Origin of the sequence: Flavobacterium tistrianum (assembly GCF_003254545.1) — a bacterium.
Classification (GTDB): Bacteria; Bacteroidota; Bacteroidia; order Flavobacteriales; family Flavobacteriaceae; genus Flavobacterium; species Flavobacterium tistrianum.
The window spans coordinates 98,250-113,706 of record NZ_QJRH01000067.1; the positions used below are offsets into that span (position 1 = coordinate 98,250).

Consider the following 15,457-nt stretch of genomic DNA (forward strand, 5'->3'; position numbering starts at 1 on the left):
CTGCGACTAAAATATTAAATAAAGCTTCTGTAAACTGTATTTCTTAATCCAACTTCTAGCAACAGTAAAAAGCCTGCAAATAAAACAAAAAACCTGTATTTTTCGTCATAATCGTAGAATTTCAATTCTTGAATTTCCGTTGTTTCTAGTTTATTAATTGAGTTGTATATTTCTGCTAATTTATCATTGCTTGTTGCTCTAAAATAAGTTCCATCTGTTTTTTTTGCGATGTTTCTCATTAGTTTTTCATCGATTTCAACTTTCTGCATTTTGAATAAGAAACCGCCGTTTGGAGCATATGCGTATGGAGATTCTGCCATTCCGTTTGTTCCAAGACCAATCGTGTAAACTTTAATTCCGTATTGTTTTGCAATATCAGAAGCTGTTTCTGGCTCAATAAAACCAGCATTGTTTACACCATCAGTAAGCAAAATGATAACACGGCTTTTTGCTTTACTATCTTTTAGACGATTTACTGCAGTTGCCAATCCCATTCCGATTCCAGTTCCGTCTTGTAAAACATTATCATATTTAATACCTTTTATGGCTTCAAGAATAATGGCTTTATCACTTGTTACGGGAGTTTTAGTATACGCTTCAGAAGCATACAAAACCAATCCAATTCTATCATTTGGCCTTTCTTCAACGAAATCTGCAGCCACTCTTTTTAAAGCTTCCATACGGTTTGGCTTTAAATCTTTTGCCAGCATAGAACCAGAAACGTCAATTGCCATTACAATATCAATTCCTTTTGTTGTTTTAGTTTGGTTGCTGATATCTACTGTTCTTGGTCTCGCTAACGCTATAATCAAAGAACATAAAGCCAAAATTCTAAAAACGTATAAAGCAGGTTTGAACTTTGTCCAAAACGATTCGCTCTTTTGGAATCCTGCCGTCGAACTCATTTTTAAGGTAGCCGACTGCTGGTTGCGTTTCCAGAAAAACCAGATTATTGCAATCGGAATTAATAGGAACAACCAAAGAAATTCTGGATTTAAAAAAGTGATCTTACTCATTAGTTGTTTGCTCTTTGAAGTTCAACAGAATTTAAGATTCGAGTTGTAATCTCGTTTGCATAAGTATCGCCTTCTTCATGTAAAATCAAAATTTGCTGTAAACCTTGATCTTGTTTGAAAAGCAGTAATTCATAATATGCTTTTGTACTTGTTTTGGTTGCCGGATTCAAAACAGTCATTGTTCCGTAACCTTTTATTCCTTGAATACCTTCGTTTGTTTGAAAATCTTCTTGTTTTACAATAATATTTTGTCCGCCTTGAGCTTCAATGATCTTAAGAGTTCCTTCTAGAGTTTTGCTTAAGTCAATATCGGTTGGCTGTTTGAATTTAGATGTTGAAACCGTTACATAGAAATTGTCAATCATGCTTCCATATGCAAAAAGCTGCATTTCTTTGATAAGTGCCATAGCTTCTTTAGGAAGTACTTTTTGGGCATCCATTCTTTTTAAAACCTTTGGAGTCTCAATAAGAACAGCTGGACTTCCGTAAGCACTTTTTACCCATTCGCCTTCTAATAATTCTTTAGAAGGATGCCCAATTATATTGTCTTTTACGTAATTGAACCCTTTGGTAACAATAAAGAAAGTTGTTGTAGCAAACAATAAAAGAATAGTAGCTGCTACTGCATAACCAATTCTTGCATTACGCTGTTTTTTAAGCTGTGCCTGAATTTGTTTTTGCCTTTGTGCTTCGTTCAATAATTGATCTTCGATATCCTCTGGAACTTCTGTTGGAATAGCATTATCCAACGTTAAAATTACTTTCTGAATTTTATTTCTGTCCTCAGTAATTTCAAAATCAAGCGGTTTCGATTTCGCAAATTTTACCAAATCGGCCTGACGTAAAACTCGCTCCAGATTTTCAACTGTTTCTGGTGTAAGCGTCATTTTCTTTTGAGTCGATGCTATTCTGATTGCCTGAATTAACTCAGAAGTGGTGCTTTCCATGGCTGGAATATGAATCGCCTCTTCGATATAATTTCTAGCGATATCAGTTAATTCGCTATAGTATTCTTTAATTTCACCTTTTTGAACCAGTTCTTTTTGCTCTAGATTGTTTAATAAACTAGTCGCTTTTTCGATTGGCGTTTTGTAAACTTCCTCTTCGATTTTTTTCAGCTGGCGTTTTTTAACATACCAATAAACGAAAGCTCCGATTCCGATAATAGCTAAAGCAATTAAAACATAAATCCACCAAGTTCCCATTCCTTCATCTGCTGTAGAAATGTCCTTGATGTCGTACATTTTCTGCTGTAAAGTATCCACTTTTACATTGGCAACTTCAACTTTAATCGAATCGGAATAAAAAGGCTTTTTATCTATTAAAATCTTAACGCTAGGAATTGTATAACGTCCAGAATCAAATTGTGTTAAACCATATTTTTTTATGAGTTCGTAATTAGTAGCGTCTTTCTTAACCGTATCGATTGGATAAGACTGAATTACTTCTAACGGACCAATATTTTTAAGTTTTGGGAATTCAACTTTTGCTGTTGAAGATGCAACTGTTTTCAGGGTCAGTTTGAACTCGGCACCAATCTTATTTTTGGTGGTGTCAATACTAGTTTCTACTTGTTTCTGCTGTGCAAAAATCATAGTAGAAAAAAGCAATAAAAATATATAAAGTTTAAATTTCATTTGATTAACGATTGTTGATTTTAGATTAACGATTTTTGATTTGTTAATCAAAATTGCCAAATTTTATCGTGATTTGAAATAGCCTAATAATTTAGTAACGTAATTTTCGTCTACTCTGGTATTTACAATTCCTGCTCCAGATTTACGAAAAGTATCTTTAAAGTAATTTAGTTTCTCCTGATAATGTTTCTCGTAATTCATGCGAACAGCTTTTGAACTTGTATCAACCAATTGGATTTTTCCGGTTTCGGCATCTAGCATGTTTACCATTCCTAAATTTGGAATTCTTTCTTCGCGGATGTCATAGACACGAACACCAGTAATGTCATGTTTCTTTGAAGCAATTTTCAAAGTATGCTCATAAGAATCAGACATGAAATCGGAGATCATAAAAACGATGGCTTTCTTTTTCTGAGTTCCAGATAAAAACTTCAAAGCTTGAGCGATGTCTGTTTTGTAGCTTTTTGGTTCAAATTCGATCAATTCACGAATGATTCTAAGTACGTGAGAACGCCCTTTTTTTGGCGGAATATATAATTCTACTGTATCAGAAAATAAGATTAAACCAATTTTATCATTATTCTGTGTAGCCGAAAAAGCCATCGTTGCCGCAATTTCGGTTACGATGTCTTTCTTAAATTGATTTTTAGAACCAAATGATTCAGAACCCGAAATATCAACCATTAAAACCATGGTTAATTCGCGTTCTTCTTCAAAAACCTTAACGTGAGCTTCGTTGTAGCGTGCGGTTACATTCCAATCGATGTTACGAATATCATCTCCGTATTGGTATTGACGCACCTCGCTAAACGTCATTCCTCGTCCTTTAAATGAAGAGTGGTATTCTCCCGAAAAGATATGATTACTCAGCCTTTTCGTTTTGATTTCTATTTTCCGTACTTTTTTTAAAAGCTCTTTTGTATCCATTCTATTTGTTTAAAGTTTAAAGTTTAAAAGTTTCAAGTTAGTCTTGCAACAACTTGAAACTTGAAACCTGAAACAAATTTTTAAGGTACTTCAATCTCGTTAACGATTTTGTTGATAATGTCTATAGAAGTAATGTTTTCTGCTTCTGCTTCGTAAGTGATTCCTACTCTGTGGCGTAAAACATCGTGAACAACTGCACGAACGTCTTCTGGAATTACATAACCACGACGTTTGATGAAAGCATAACATTTTGCAGCATTAGCCAAGTTGATACTTCCACGAGGAGAAGCTCCAAAACTGATAAGCGGTTTTAAATCGGCTAACTTGTATTTTTCTGGGTAACGTGTAGCGAAAATAATATCTAAGATGTATTTCTCGATTTTTTCGTCCATATAAACTTCACGAACTGCTTCTTGCGCACGTAAAATCTGATCTACAGAAACTACAGGATTTACTTTTTCGAAAGTTCCTTTTAAGTTCTGACGGATTACAAAACGCTCTTCGTCAATTTTTGGATAATCAATCACAGTTTTTAGCATAAAACGGTCAACTTGTGCTTCAGGAAGTGCATAAGTACCTTCTTGTTCAACAGGGTTTTGCGTTGCCAATACTAAAAACGGACGATCTAATTTGAAAGTTGAGTCACCAATTGTAACTTGTTTTTCCTGCATTGCCTCCAAAAGTGCTGACTGAACTTTTGCAGGAGCACGGTTAATCTCATCGGCAAGTACAAAATTGGCGAAAATTGGTCCTTTTTTAATAGAGAACTCGTTTGCTTTAATGTTGTAAATCATGGTTCCGATAACATCGGCAGGCAGTAAATCTGGCGTAAATTGGATACGGCTGAAAGATCCTTGAACCGCTTGAGAAAGCGTATTGATGGCTAAAGTTTTTGCCAGTCCTGGAACTCCTTCCAATAAAATATGCCCTTGTCCAAGTAATCCGATCAATAGACGCTCGACCATATGTTTCTGACCCACAATAACTTTGTTCATTTCCATTGTAAGAAGGTCTATAAAAGCACTTTCTCTTTCAATTTTTTCATTTATCGCTCTAATGTCTAAAGTCGTTGTATTTTCTTCCATATAAATATTTTTAAAACCTTGATTTTTACGCCTAATTTTTGAGAGTGCAAATTGAATATTTTTTGAGAAGTAAGATGTTAAAGAATGGTTAAAACTTCGACCAATGACCTAATTTTAAGGACTAATTGTGAATCTATTTTTATATTTTTAAGAACTTTGATGATTATGTTTTATTAAAGCATAATTATTACCAAAAATAACGCATAATTATTATGAGCAAAACAGTCTTATCGCCTATAATTTCGGGCACTATGAATTGGGGAGTTTGGGATAAAAACCTTACAACCAAAGAAATGGAAAACATGATACAGGTAAGTATCGAAAACAAAATTACGACTTTTGATCACGCGGATATTTACGGTTCGTATACGACCGAAGCCGATTTTGGAAAAGCCTTTCACGCAAGTAAGATCGACCGTGAAAAATTACAATTAATTACCAAGTGCGGCATTCAGATGATTGCTGAAAAACGCCCTGAAAACAAAATCAAACATTATGATTATTCTAAAGACTATATTATTAAGTCTGTAGAAACTTCTTTGAAGAATTTAAAAACAGACTATGTAGATGTTTTTTTACTTCACAGACCGAGTCCGTTAATGCAAGCTGATGAAATCGCAGAAGCAGTTGAGAAATTAAAAGGCGAGGGAAAAATTATCGATTTTGGTCTTTCTAATTTTACAAGTTCTCAAACAGAATTAATTCGTCAGAAAACAGAAGTAAGCTACAATCAAGTACAATTTTCGGCAACGCATTATGAAGCAATGACAGACGGAAGTTTAGATTATATGCAAGCGCATGGAATTCGTCCGTTGTCTTGGAATCCGCTTGGAACTGTTTTTAGAGAAGATACCAAAAAAACACGTCGTTTGAAAAAGCTGTTTTCTGAATTAGTAGAAAAATACCATTTAGGTTCAGATACTTTATTGTTGGCTTGGATTTTAAAACACCCAGCAAAAATAATTCCGATTGCAGGAACAGTAAACATTGCCAGAATTCAATCTTTGATGAAAGCAGTAGAACTGGAAATGGATACCCAAGACTGGTTTGCTATCTGGACAGAAAGTATGGGCGACGATGTGCCTTAATTTATACTGTTCTGAAAATGATATACCTAGAAAAATTTGAGCAAAAAGATTATTCTGAATTAATCGATTCTGTCAAAAGTGCCAAAGATTTAATGCAATTTGGTGGACCAGAATTCACTTTTCCTTTAACAGTGGAGCAAATAGATAAAACGCTTTCTGATGAAAATAGAATTGCTTTTAGAGTTGTAAATATTTCTAATGGCAATACTATCGGACATTGTGAGATTTACTTTTACGATGGTTTCGCAAAATTAGGTCGAATTCTGATTATGGATCAAAACCAAAGAGGAAAAGGAATTGGCGAGCAGATGGTGACTTTATTGCTGCAGTATATTTTTGAAAACAGGAAAGAAAGAAATATTGAATTGAATGTTTTCGATTTTAATATCTCGGCTCAAAAGTGTTATGAAAAAGTTGGGTTTAAGATTAATCCAGATAAAAAATACCTAAGAGAAGTTGATGGAGAAACTTGGACGGCGCTCAATATGGTGTTGAATTTAGAGGAATGGAAAAATAAGAATTAAAAATAGTTGCCACAGATTAAAAGGATTTTCACAGATTGAAAAAATCATTTAAATCCTTTTAATCTGTGGCAAAATGAAATAAATAAAATGAAAAAAACAGTTTTAATTACTGGTGCTACGAGCGGAATTGGAAAAGCGACTGCTCAAATTTTAGCAAAAAACAATTATAAAGTTGTTCTCTGCGGAAGACGTACAGATCGTTTAGAAGAACTTCAAAAAGAACTTTCTGCTTTTACAGAAGTTCATTCTCTAGCATTTGATGTTCGAAATAAAGAAGAAGTTCTGCAAAAAATAGGTTCTTTGCCAAACGATTTTGCAACAATCGACGTTTTAATTAATAACGCAGGAAATGCTCACGGTTTAGATCCGATTCAAAATGGAGATTTAGACGATTGGGATGCCATGATTGATATTAATGTAAAAGGGCTTTTGTATGTTTCGAAAGCGATAATTCCGCAAATGGTTGAAAGACAATCTGGACATATTATTAACATTGGTTCAACAGCAGCAAAAGAAGTTTACCCGAACGGAAATGTGTATTGCGGTTCTAAACATGCCGTTGATGCGATTACAGCTGGAATGCGAATCGACTTAAATCCGTTTGGAATTAGAGTTGGAGGTATTCATCCAGGAATGGTGGCGACAGAATTTAGCGAAGTCCGTTTTAAAGGAGATGTCGAAAGAGCAGCAAATGTTTATAAAGGATTCGATCCGCTTCAAGCGGAAGATATTGCCGATATTATTCATTTTGTGGTTTCAAGACCTTACCATGTAAATATTGCAGATTTGGTTGTCATGAGTACAGCTCAGGCATCTTCGACGATTGTTAAAAAGAATATTTAAAACTAGATGATTAGACTTCTTAGAAAATCAGATCTTTAGTTTAACTTAGAAAACTGAAAATCAATCTAAGAAGTCTAAAAATCTAAGTCAGTCTAATAATCTAGAAAGAATGATTAATAAGCGCCTTTTAATTAAAAATCTCCTCGCTCATAATGACGAAAGCAGTTTTTATGATAAGAAAAGGCAGTTGAATCTTCATTCCAGAGAAGGAAAAGGAAAGTTCTTGAAGCATATTTGCGCCTTATCCAATTCCAACCCCAACAATAATTCTTATATCGTAGTTGGAGTAGAAGATCAGGATAATGAAATTGTAGGCGATGATTTCTTCGATGATAGTCGAATTCAGAATCTGGTCAATGCTTTTTTAGAAAACCCTCCAAAAATTCAATACGAAAACGTCCCTTTTCCAAACCTTCCTAAAGACAAAGTAGTTGGTCTTGTCACCATAAAGCCTAAAAGTAAAATCTCTTACTTTAAAAAAGGAATCCATACCATTCTTGCCAACAGCATTTTCATAAGACGTGGCAGTAATTCGATTCCTTTAGAAGAACATGAAGAAATCGAAAAAAGCAATCAGAACACAGAAACTGTAATCGGGATTGAAAATAGTTCTCGAAATAGCATTCAATATACTTTAGACGGAGTTATCGATTTTATGAATTTCAGACATAAAGATATGTCGCCAAAATATCATGTTTTTAAAGAGTTGTTTGTGATTTGTTGGGCTGGAGTTCCTAAAAAACTAAGAGAGAAAACGTATTTATCACGTGTCGATATCGAATTGATAAACGAACAGATTAAACTTTTTTATTCTGCTCAAGACGTTGTTACGATCGACTATAATGATGATACTTTCACCATCACAGAATATGTTCCTTTAGGTTTAAATGACAAAACGAGTTATTATCCGTTAGAAGAGCAAACGATTCATTTTTTTGATAACGGCTATTATAAAATTGATCGTCAAATGCTTTTTCAGCCACCAGAGTTTAATCGAAAAATGTTGCATCATATTTATAATTCTAATATAGCGCTGCTTAGAAAACTGGAGAAAGAAATAGCACTATCTGAACGCGAAATGAAAGATCTGGAGAATTTGCCTTCTACTTTTATGATTTGTTATTTGAACGGATTTGAAGATGCCAGACAAAAATTGATTGATGCAAAATTGCTTTTGAAACCTTATAAAAACGTGTATTCTTCTTTTAAAGAAGCATTGAGGGTTTTGCGTAAGATGAAATATGATGTTCAATAGAAAGGGGCAAAGGTTCAAAGCGACAAAGTGACAAAGGTTTTTCTGCATACGCCATTGCGGTCCCTCTAATTCACACTGGAATTATCTATTGAAAATTCAGATACTTCTTTACTTCTTCATATGGGAATAAAAGCTCTTTTGGACCATCTGCATAAGCTGCAGCTTCGTATGAGTTGTAATATAAAAGTAAACCAGCTGAAGTGTAAAAAATGTTTTGAGGAAGTTGAAATTTATCATTTTCAAACATTAATCCTGTTGCATTTATGTTTGCTTTTTCAGGGATTTTATATTTTGCTCGAAATGTTTTTTCGGCGAATGCCTTAAACTCTTTTTCGTTTTTAAATAATTGTTTGTTGAAAATTGTTTTTCCTGTTTTTTTATCGAATAATAATGATCGGTAGCCTTGATAACCGTGAGCGCCTCCAGTAAAGGTATAATGGTCGATTTTAAGGTTTAAAACCTGATCAGATTCAAATTCGATGTTTCCGATTATTTTAGCTTCCCAGCCAAAAGTGTCATTTGGGAATTTTTGATGCATTTCTTCGTATGAAGAAATAAAAGATTTAGCCAACGATTTATAATCATCGACTTTTACTGAATCTTCTTCGAAAAATACAATCTCTTTTATAACAGCAAAGACTTTTTTATTGATGCTGTCTGATGTTACTTTATTATTTTTAGCAATTGGAACTTCTATCGTGATTTTCGGGCAGTCATTTGCGCACGGTACAGTAGATTTCTCTTCAAACGTTTCATTTTCAAATGAAAGCTCTTTTTTGCAACTTGTAAAAATCAAACACAAAAAGATTATAAATAAGTAATTTTTCATATCAAAAAGTGTTAATTATCTACAAAGGTAAGAAGTTGTGTCACGAAAAAATAAATTAAGCGGTAAATTTGTAAAAGAATTAAGGAATTTAAATTTATAACTATATGAAATTCAATACAAAAGTAATACACGGCGGACAGCATCATGATCCAAGTACAGGTGCAGTTATGCCGCCAGTATATCAAACTTCAACATTTGTGCAAACAAGCCCAGGGAAACCTTTGGCAGATTACGAATATAGTAGAGCCTCAAATCCGACGCGTACTGCTTTAGAAGACGCTTTGGCAAGTATTGAAAACGGAACCCGCGGTTTGGCATTTTCGTCTGGTCTTGCTGCTACAGATTGTGTTTTAAGATCTTTTAAAGCTGGAGATGAAATCATTGCAATGGATGATTTGTATGGCGGAACTTACAGAATGTTTTCTCGCGTATATAAAGATTCAGGTATTAAATTTCATTTTGTTGATATGACAAATATTGATAAACTGAAAAGTTTAATCAACGAAAATACGAAGTTAATCTGGGTAGAAACACCAACCAATCCGTTGATGAAATTGGCAGATATTAAGGAAATAGCAAAAATCACTCAAGAGAAAAAAATTCTCCTTGCTGTAGATAATACTTTTGCAACTCCATATTTGCAAAAACCTCTAGATTTAGGAGCAGATATCGTGATGCATTCAGCAACAAAATATTTAGGAGGACATTCTGATGTAATTGCTGGTGCCTTAATTGTAAAAGACGCAGCACTTGGAGACCAATTGCATTTCCAACAATTTGCAACTGGAGCAACTCTTGGACCAATGGACAGTTTCTTAGTTTTAAGAGGAATCAAAACTTTAGCTTTAAGAGTTCAAAGACATTGCGAGAATGGTGAGAAAGTGGTTGAGTATTTGAGCAATCACCCAAAGATTAAAACGGTTTATTATCCAGGTTTAGAAAATCATCCGTTTCATGAAATTGCTAAAAAGCAAATGAAAGCTTTTGGCGGAATGGTTTCTTTTGATTTTAAATCAGGTAAAAAAGAAGATTCTATCGCGTTTTTAGAAAAGTTGAAAGTATTTACACTGGCTGAATCTCTAGGCGGAGTAGAATCATTGGCAAATCACCCAGCATTAATGACACACGCATCGATTCCTGCAGACAAAAGAGCAGAAGTTGGTATTACTGACGATTTGGTTCGATTGAGTGTTGGTATAGAAGATGCAGAAGATTTAATTGCCGATTTGGAACAAGCGCTTTCTTAAAAAGAAATTCCAATAAAACTAAAAATCCCAAATTCCAAAGTAATTAAAATTGGAATTTGGGATTTTATATTTTGAGATTTTAATTTTTTTTAGAATTCTAGATAGTAGATGTATCCAAAGTTAAACCAAACCTGCCAGTCGTTAGATTTGTTTTCTTTATAAATGTCTTTATTTGGGTTTAATCCGTCGATCCAGTCTGTGCTGTACATATGAAAACGAGTTTCAAACATTAAATCACTCATTTCAGTCAGTTTGTAATGTACACCGACAGCAGCTGTAGCGGCTAAAGCTACGCCAGTTTCAGTAGAAAAACCATGTGCACGTCCATCAGAAGGAGTTAGGTATTTTCCTGGTGTGATATTAGGAAATGTCATGTCTCCCAAATGTGATCCAACTTTTGCTGAATAGTAGCTCACCTGAACCCCAAAAGCTCCATACGGACTGAAGCTACCAACTGAGTTTTCGAAATCGTGAATTTTCATAAAAGGAGAAAATTCTAGCTGTGTACCCAAACTTACTATGCTTGAGCTAGCATGCATGTTTCTTAATTGCGTTGCAAATAATCCGTTAGGTTTGTGTTCAACCCATTGGCCATGATGCTTTAAAGTAGTTTTGCTATAAGAAAGATCAGATCTTACTTTGAAATGTTCTGTGAAAAAGTTTTCTCTATTGTTGTTCGCAGAAAAGTTAATAAAGTGCATGACTCCAATGCCAAAACCTGTGTTTCCAACATTATTATCAAAGTTGTTTCTTTCTCCAAAATCGGACTGTAAAGTTACAGGTCCTGCATATATTCCGATCTCTTGGGCTAATCCTTGCGCTGATACAGCAGATGATATGCCCAATAAGGCAAATAATGTGATAAATAGGTGCTTATGCATTTTTTAGGGGCTTACAAATCGAGGCAAATATATAAAAAACATAATCGATTCAAAATATTAAATTGCTGTATTGAAAAATAAGTAACAAAATACTTAATTTACTAACTTTTAAAAGGTGATTTGCATGTAAACACCTACATGAAAAATGTGTTTCTTTTGGAATGTTTGAAAAAACCACAAATCGATTCAAAAAAGTGAAAAATGTAACATCGAATCATTATTTGCTATATCTTTGTCAGTTAAAACGAAAACGTTTTCTTAAACGTGTTTTCTTATTTTTATAAGAGTGAAAATTAAATCTAAATTATCTGAAAATTTATTTCAAAGATGGAACAAAAAATAAATGAGTTTATGGCTCTTGTTGAGTCAAAAAATCCAAACGAGCCAGAATTTCTTCAAGCAGTTAGAGAATTTGCTGAAACTGTAATTCCGTTCATATCTGAGCGTAAAAAATATGATGGAAAGAACATCCTTTTAAGAATCGCTGAACCAGAAAGATCAATAATATTCAGAGTTCCATGGGTAGACGATAAAGGAGAAATTATTGTAAATAGAGGTTTCAGAATTCAAATGAACTCTGCGATTGGACCTTACAAAGGAGGAATTAGATTTCACCACACAGTAAACTTATCAGTTTTAAAATTCCTTGCTTTCGAACAAGTTTTCAAAAACAGTTTGACAACTCTTCCAATGGGTGGAGGTAAAGGTGGTTCTGATTTTGATCCAGAAGGAAAATCTGATGCAGAAATTATGCGTTTCTGCCAGTCATTCATGACAGAATTATGCCGTCATATTGGTCCAGATCTTGATGTTCCTGCAGGAGATATTGGTGTTGGAGCAAGAGAAATTGGTTATTTGTTCGGACAATATAAAAGAATCAGAAATGAATTTACTGGAGTTTTAACTGGAAAAGGTTTGGCTTATGGAGGTTCATTAATCAGACCAGAAGCTACAGGATATGGAGTAGTTTATTTTACAGATCAAATGCTTCGTACTATCGGACATGAGATTAAAGGTAAAAGAGTTGCTATTTCAGGATTCGGAAACGTAGCTTGGGGAGTAGCTTTAAAAGTAAATGAATTAGGAGGTAAAGTGGTTACAATCTCTGGACCTGACGGATACATTTATGATGAAGAGGGAATCTCTGGAGAAAAAATTGACCATATGGTTGAAATGAGAGCTACTGGAGATAATAGAGCAGAAAGATATTTAGAGAAATATCCAAATGCAATATTCCATAAAGGTAAAAGCCCTTGGGAAGTAAAAGTAGATATCGCAATTCCATGTGCTACTCAAAACGAATTAAACGGTGATGATGCTAAGAAATTAATCGATAATGGCGTTTTATGTGTAACTGAAGCTGCAAATATGCCTTCTACATTAGATGCTATTAAACTTTTCTTAGATAATAAAGTATTATTCGCGCCAGGAAAAGCTGCTAACGCTGGTGGTGTTGCTGCGTCTGGACTAGAAATGACCCAAAACTCAATTCGTTTGAACTGGACTAGTGAAGAAGTAGACTTGAGATTGAAAGAAATCATGATCGGAATTCATAACCAATGTAAAAAATACGGTGCTGAAGAAGACGGATATGTGAACTACGTAAAAGGAGCAAACATTGCCGGATTTGTGAAAGTTGCCGATGCGATGCTTGCACAAGGTGTCGTTTAAGATTTACTTACTACTATAAAAAATACCCTCGATTATCCTCATAAGATATCGAGGGTATTTTATTTGTGCTAAAAATTAAATAAAATCTTGATTGTAGTATATTTGCGCTAATCGAATACATTAAATGATGAAAAAAGTATTTTTCTGCGGTTTGTTTTTACTTCTCATTCAGTTTTGCGAAGCGCAAGGCAAATTGTCTTGGCAGGGGTATTTTTCATTTAATGAAATAAAAGATATTTCTGAGTCGGCTACAAGCGTATTTGTGGCTTCAGAAAACGCATTGTTTTCTAAAAATGTTACAACAAATATTCTTAAAACAACAACTACCGTTGATGGACTATCAGGTCAGACTATTTCTGCGGTTTATTATAGTGAAACATTCAAAAAAACAATAATCGGCTACGAAAATGGCTTAATGATTTTGGTTAATGATACGGATGGAAGTATTTTAAAAGTAGTTGATATAATCAATAAACAACTGCCGGCAAAGACAAAAAAGATCAATCATTTTGCGGAAGACAATGGAATAGTTTATGTTTCTTGTGATTTTGGAATTGTGCAATTCAATTTGAAAACTTCACAATTTGGCGATACTTATTTTATTGGTGATAACGGTGCTGAAATAAGCGTTAAGCAAACTGCTGTTTTTAACGGATTTATTTTTGCAGCAACATCGAGTGGTATTAGAAAAGCAGATAAAACAAATGCCAATCTTGTAGATTACAATCAATGGTCGGTGGTAAACGGAGGAAGCTGGTCTAGCGTAGAAACTTTAGATACTGAACTTATCGCAATAAATGATTCCGGATATATTCATAGATTCAATTCAAGCACATTTGTCGGTTTTTTGCAATTGCCTCAGGCGGCAGTCGATACAAGAGCAAAAAATCACAATTTATTTGTTACAACTGCTAATACGGTTTATGTTTATAATAATCAGATGGTTTTGAATCGTCAGATTACAAATTCTCAGGTTTTAGATAATACTTTAAATTTTAGCTGTGTAACTGCAGTTGGAAATCAGATTTTTATTGGAACAAAAGAAAAAGGACTGTTTGTATCTTCTCTTAATAATGCCTCAGCATTTGAGAATAATATACCTGCGGGGCCAGTCCGAAACAATATTTTTGCTATAGACACAGGTTCAAATGTTTTGTGGGCAGTTTATGGTGACTACGATGTTTCGTATAATCCTTATCCTCTAGATAATTACGGAATTAGCAAGTACAGTGCTTCAGGATGGTTGAATATTGCTTATTCTGAAGTATATGACGCAAAATCGATTACAAGAGTTCTTGTTAATCCAAACAATGAAAAACAAGTTTATGCGAGTTCATTCTTTTCTGGTCTGGTGAAAGTTGAAAATGATGTTCCGAGTTTTTTATACAATGAAAAAAATAGCGGTTTAGAATCCTTAACTACAGGAGACCCAAACTATATTGATATCCGTATCAATGCAGCAGCATTTGATAAATCTGGAAATCTTTGGGTAACAAATAGCCGAATTAAAAACGGGCTCAAAGTTCTAAAAACAAATGGACAATGGGGAAGTTATGCTATGACTTCTATTTTGGACAATGCTGGGGAAAGTAACTATTCAAGTTTGGTTATTGACCGAAATAATGTAAAATGGATTGGAACTAATAAAGATGGAGTTGTGGGTTTTAATGAAAGCGGTAATGTCTTCAAAAAAATGACTTTTGGAGTTGATGCGGGAAATCTGCCAATTGCAGATGTTAGGGCATTGGCGTTAGACACGAAAAATCAGCTTTGGATTGGAACTACAAAAGGGCTAAGGGTTCTATCTAATGTTGCAAGTTTTCAGTCGGAAAGTCAGCTAAAAGCAAATGCAATTATTATTACAGAAGATGATTTGGCTCAAGAATTATTATATGAGCAATTTATTACTTCTATTGTAGTTGACGGAGCAAACAATAAATGGATTGGAACTGCCGATTCTGGAGTTTTTATGGTTTCGCCAAATGGTCAGGAAACCAAATATCATTTTACTATAAATAATTCTCCGTTACCGAGCAATTATGTAAATGATATCAAGATAAATCCTAAGACGGGAGAAGTTTTTATAGCAACCAATAAAGGATTAGTTTCATTTAACGGAATTGCAACAGATGCAAACGATGATTTGAGTAATGTATATGTGTATCCAAATCCGGTTCGTCCAAATTACAACGGAACTGTAAAAGTTGCAGGATTAATTGATAAAGCGAATATCAAAATTACTGATATTGAAGGTAATTTAGTTTACGAAACAACTTCAGAAGGCGGAACGATCGAATGGGACACAACCGCTTTTGGCAAATATAAAGTGGCCTCTGGCGTTTATATGGTTTTTATCTCTGCAGAAGACGGAGGAGAAACTAAAGTCAAAAAAGTAATGATTATTCGATAGTATTCAGTGGCAGTCTCAGTTTTCGGCCCAAACCTGAAACTTGA

Annotated in this window: 13 protein-coding genes; 7 read left to right on the forward strand and 6 right to left on the reverse strand. The window is 34.2% G+C overall.

From position 1 onward, the window contains the following. Window positions 1–14: 14 nt before the first annotated feature. From DMB71_RS09570 to DMB71_RS09585, 4 genes are all read right to left on the reverse strand, one after another. Window positions 15–1,016: a vWA domain-containing protein gene (locus DMB71_RS09570; protein WP_111365633.1), complete on the reverse strand. Its 1,002-nt coding sequence runs from the start codon at window positions 1,014–1,016 to the stop codon at window positions 15–17. Then, window positions 1,016–2,653, reverse strand: a complete 1,638-nt coding sequence (locus tag DMB71_RS09575; RefSeq protein WP_111365927.1) for a hypothetical protein — start codon at window positions 2,651–2,653, stop codon at window positions 1,016–1,018. The genes DMB71_RS09570 and DMB71_RS09575 overlap by 1 nt, the downstream gene beginning before the upstream one ends. A gap of 63 nt (window positions 2,654–2,716) precedes the next feature. Then, on the reverse strand, window positions 2,717–3,580 hold the full coding sequence (locus tag DMB71_RS09580) for a DUF58 domain-containing protein (protein WP_111365635.1): 864 nt from the start codon (window positions 3,578–3,580) through the stop codon (window positions 2,717–2,719). A gap of 80 nt (window positions 3,581–3,660) precedes the next feature. Beyond that, window positions 3,661–4,665 carry an AAA family ATPase gene (locus DMB71_RS09585; protein WP_111365637.1) on the reverse strand — a complete coding sequence of 335 codons (1,005 nt, stop codon included), beginning with the start codon at window positions 4,663–4,665 and terminating at the stop codon, window positions 3,661–3,663. Between the two features lie 212 nt (window positions 4,666–4,877). On the opposite strand from DMB71_RS09585, the gene DMB71_RS09590 reads away from it, so the two are divergent. The 4 genes from DMB71_RS09590 to DMB71_RS09605 all read left to right on the forward strand — a co-directional run bounded on the left by DMB71_RS09590 (window position 4,878) and on the right by DMB71_RS09605 (window position 8,375). Continuing rightward, window positions 4,878–5,753 (forward strand): aldo/keto reductase, encoded by an 876-nt coding sequence (locus DMB71_RS09590; RefSeq protein ID WP_111365639.1) that lies wholly within the window; start codon window positions 4,878–4,880, stop codon window positions 5,751–5,753. A gap of 17 nt (window positions 5,754–5,770) precedes the next feature. Continuing rightward, entirely contained in the window at window positions 5,771–6,277 is a 507-nt protein-coding gene (locus tag DMB71_RS09595; RefSeq protein ID WP_111365641.1) for a GNAT family N-acetyltransferase, read from the forward strand. 87 nt (window positions 6,278–6,364) lie between these two features. Further along, complete coding sequence (locus DMB71_RS09600; protein WP_111365643.1) at window positions 6,365–7,120, forward strand: SDR family NAD(P)-dependent oxidoreductase; 756 nt, start codon at window positions 6,365–6,367, stop codon at window positions 7,118–7,120. Window positions 7,121–7,229: 109 nt separating this feature from the next. Further along, a complete protein-coding gene (locus DMB71_RS09605; protein WP_111365645.1) occupies window positions 7,230–8,375 on the forward strand; it encodes an ATP-binding protein in 1,146 nt (381 codons plus the stop codon). Between the two features lie 85 nt (window positions 8,376–8,460). Here the strand turns inward: DMB71_RS09605 and DMB71_RS09610 are convergent, their stop codons facing one another. Continuing rightward, entirely contained in the window at window positions 8,461–9,204 is a 744-nt protein-coding gene (locus tag DMB71_RS09610; protein ID WP_111365647.1) for a DUF3298 and DUF4163 domain-containing protein, read from the reverse strand. A 104-nt stretch (window positions 9,205–9,308) separates the two neighbouring features. On the opposite strand from DMB71_RS09610, the gene DMB71_RS09615 reads away from it, so the two are divergent. Continuing rightward, complete coding sequence (locus tag DMB71_RS09615) at window positions 9,309–10,451, forward strand: cystathionine gamma-synthase (RefSeq protein WP_111365649.1); 1,143 nt, start codon at window positions 9,309–9,311, stop codon at window positions 10,449–10,451. 89 nt (window positions 10,452–10,540) lie between these two features. On the opposite strand, the gene DMB71_RS09620 is transcribed toward DMB71_RS09615, so the two are convergent. Beyond that, window positions 10,541–11,332, reverse strand: a complete 792-nt coding sequence (locus DMB71_RS09620) for a THC0290_0291 family protein (protein ID WP_111365651.1) — start codon at window positions 11,330–11,332, stop codon at window positions 10,541–10,543. Between the two features lie 327 nt (window positions 11,333–11,659). Between DMB71_RS09620 and gdhA the strand changes: the two genes are divergently transcribed. After that, the gene (gene gdhA, locus DMB71_RS09625; protein ID WP_111365653.1) at window positions 11,660–13,003 is read left to right on the forward strand and encodes an NADP-specific glutamate dehydrogenase; all 1,344 of its coding nucleotides are present in this window, start codon (window positions 11,660–11,662) and stop codon (window positions 13,001–13,003) included. A gap of 124 nt (window positions 13,004–13,127) precedes the next feature. Further along, window positions 13,128–15,413: a type IX secretion system anionic LPS delivery protein PorZ gene (gene porZ / locus DMB71_RS09630; RefSeq protein ID WP_449528461.1), complete on the forward strand. Its 2,286-nt coding sequence runs from the start codon at window positions 13,128–13,130 to the stop codon at window positions 15,411–15,413. Window positions 15,414–15,457 lie beyond the last annotated feature (44 nt).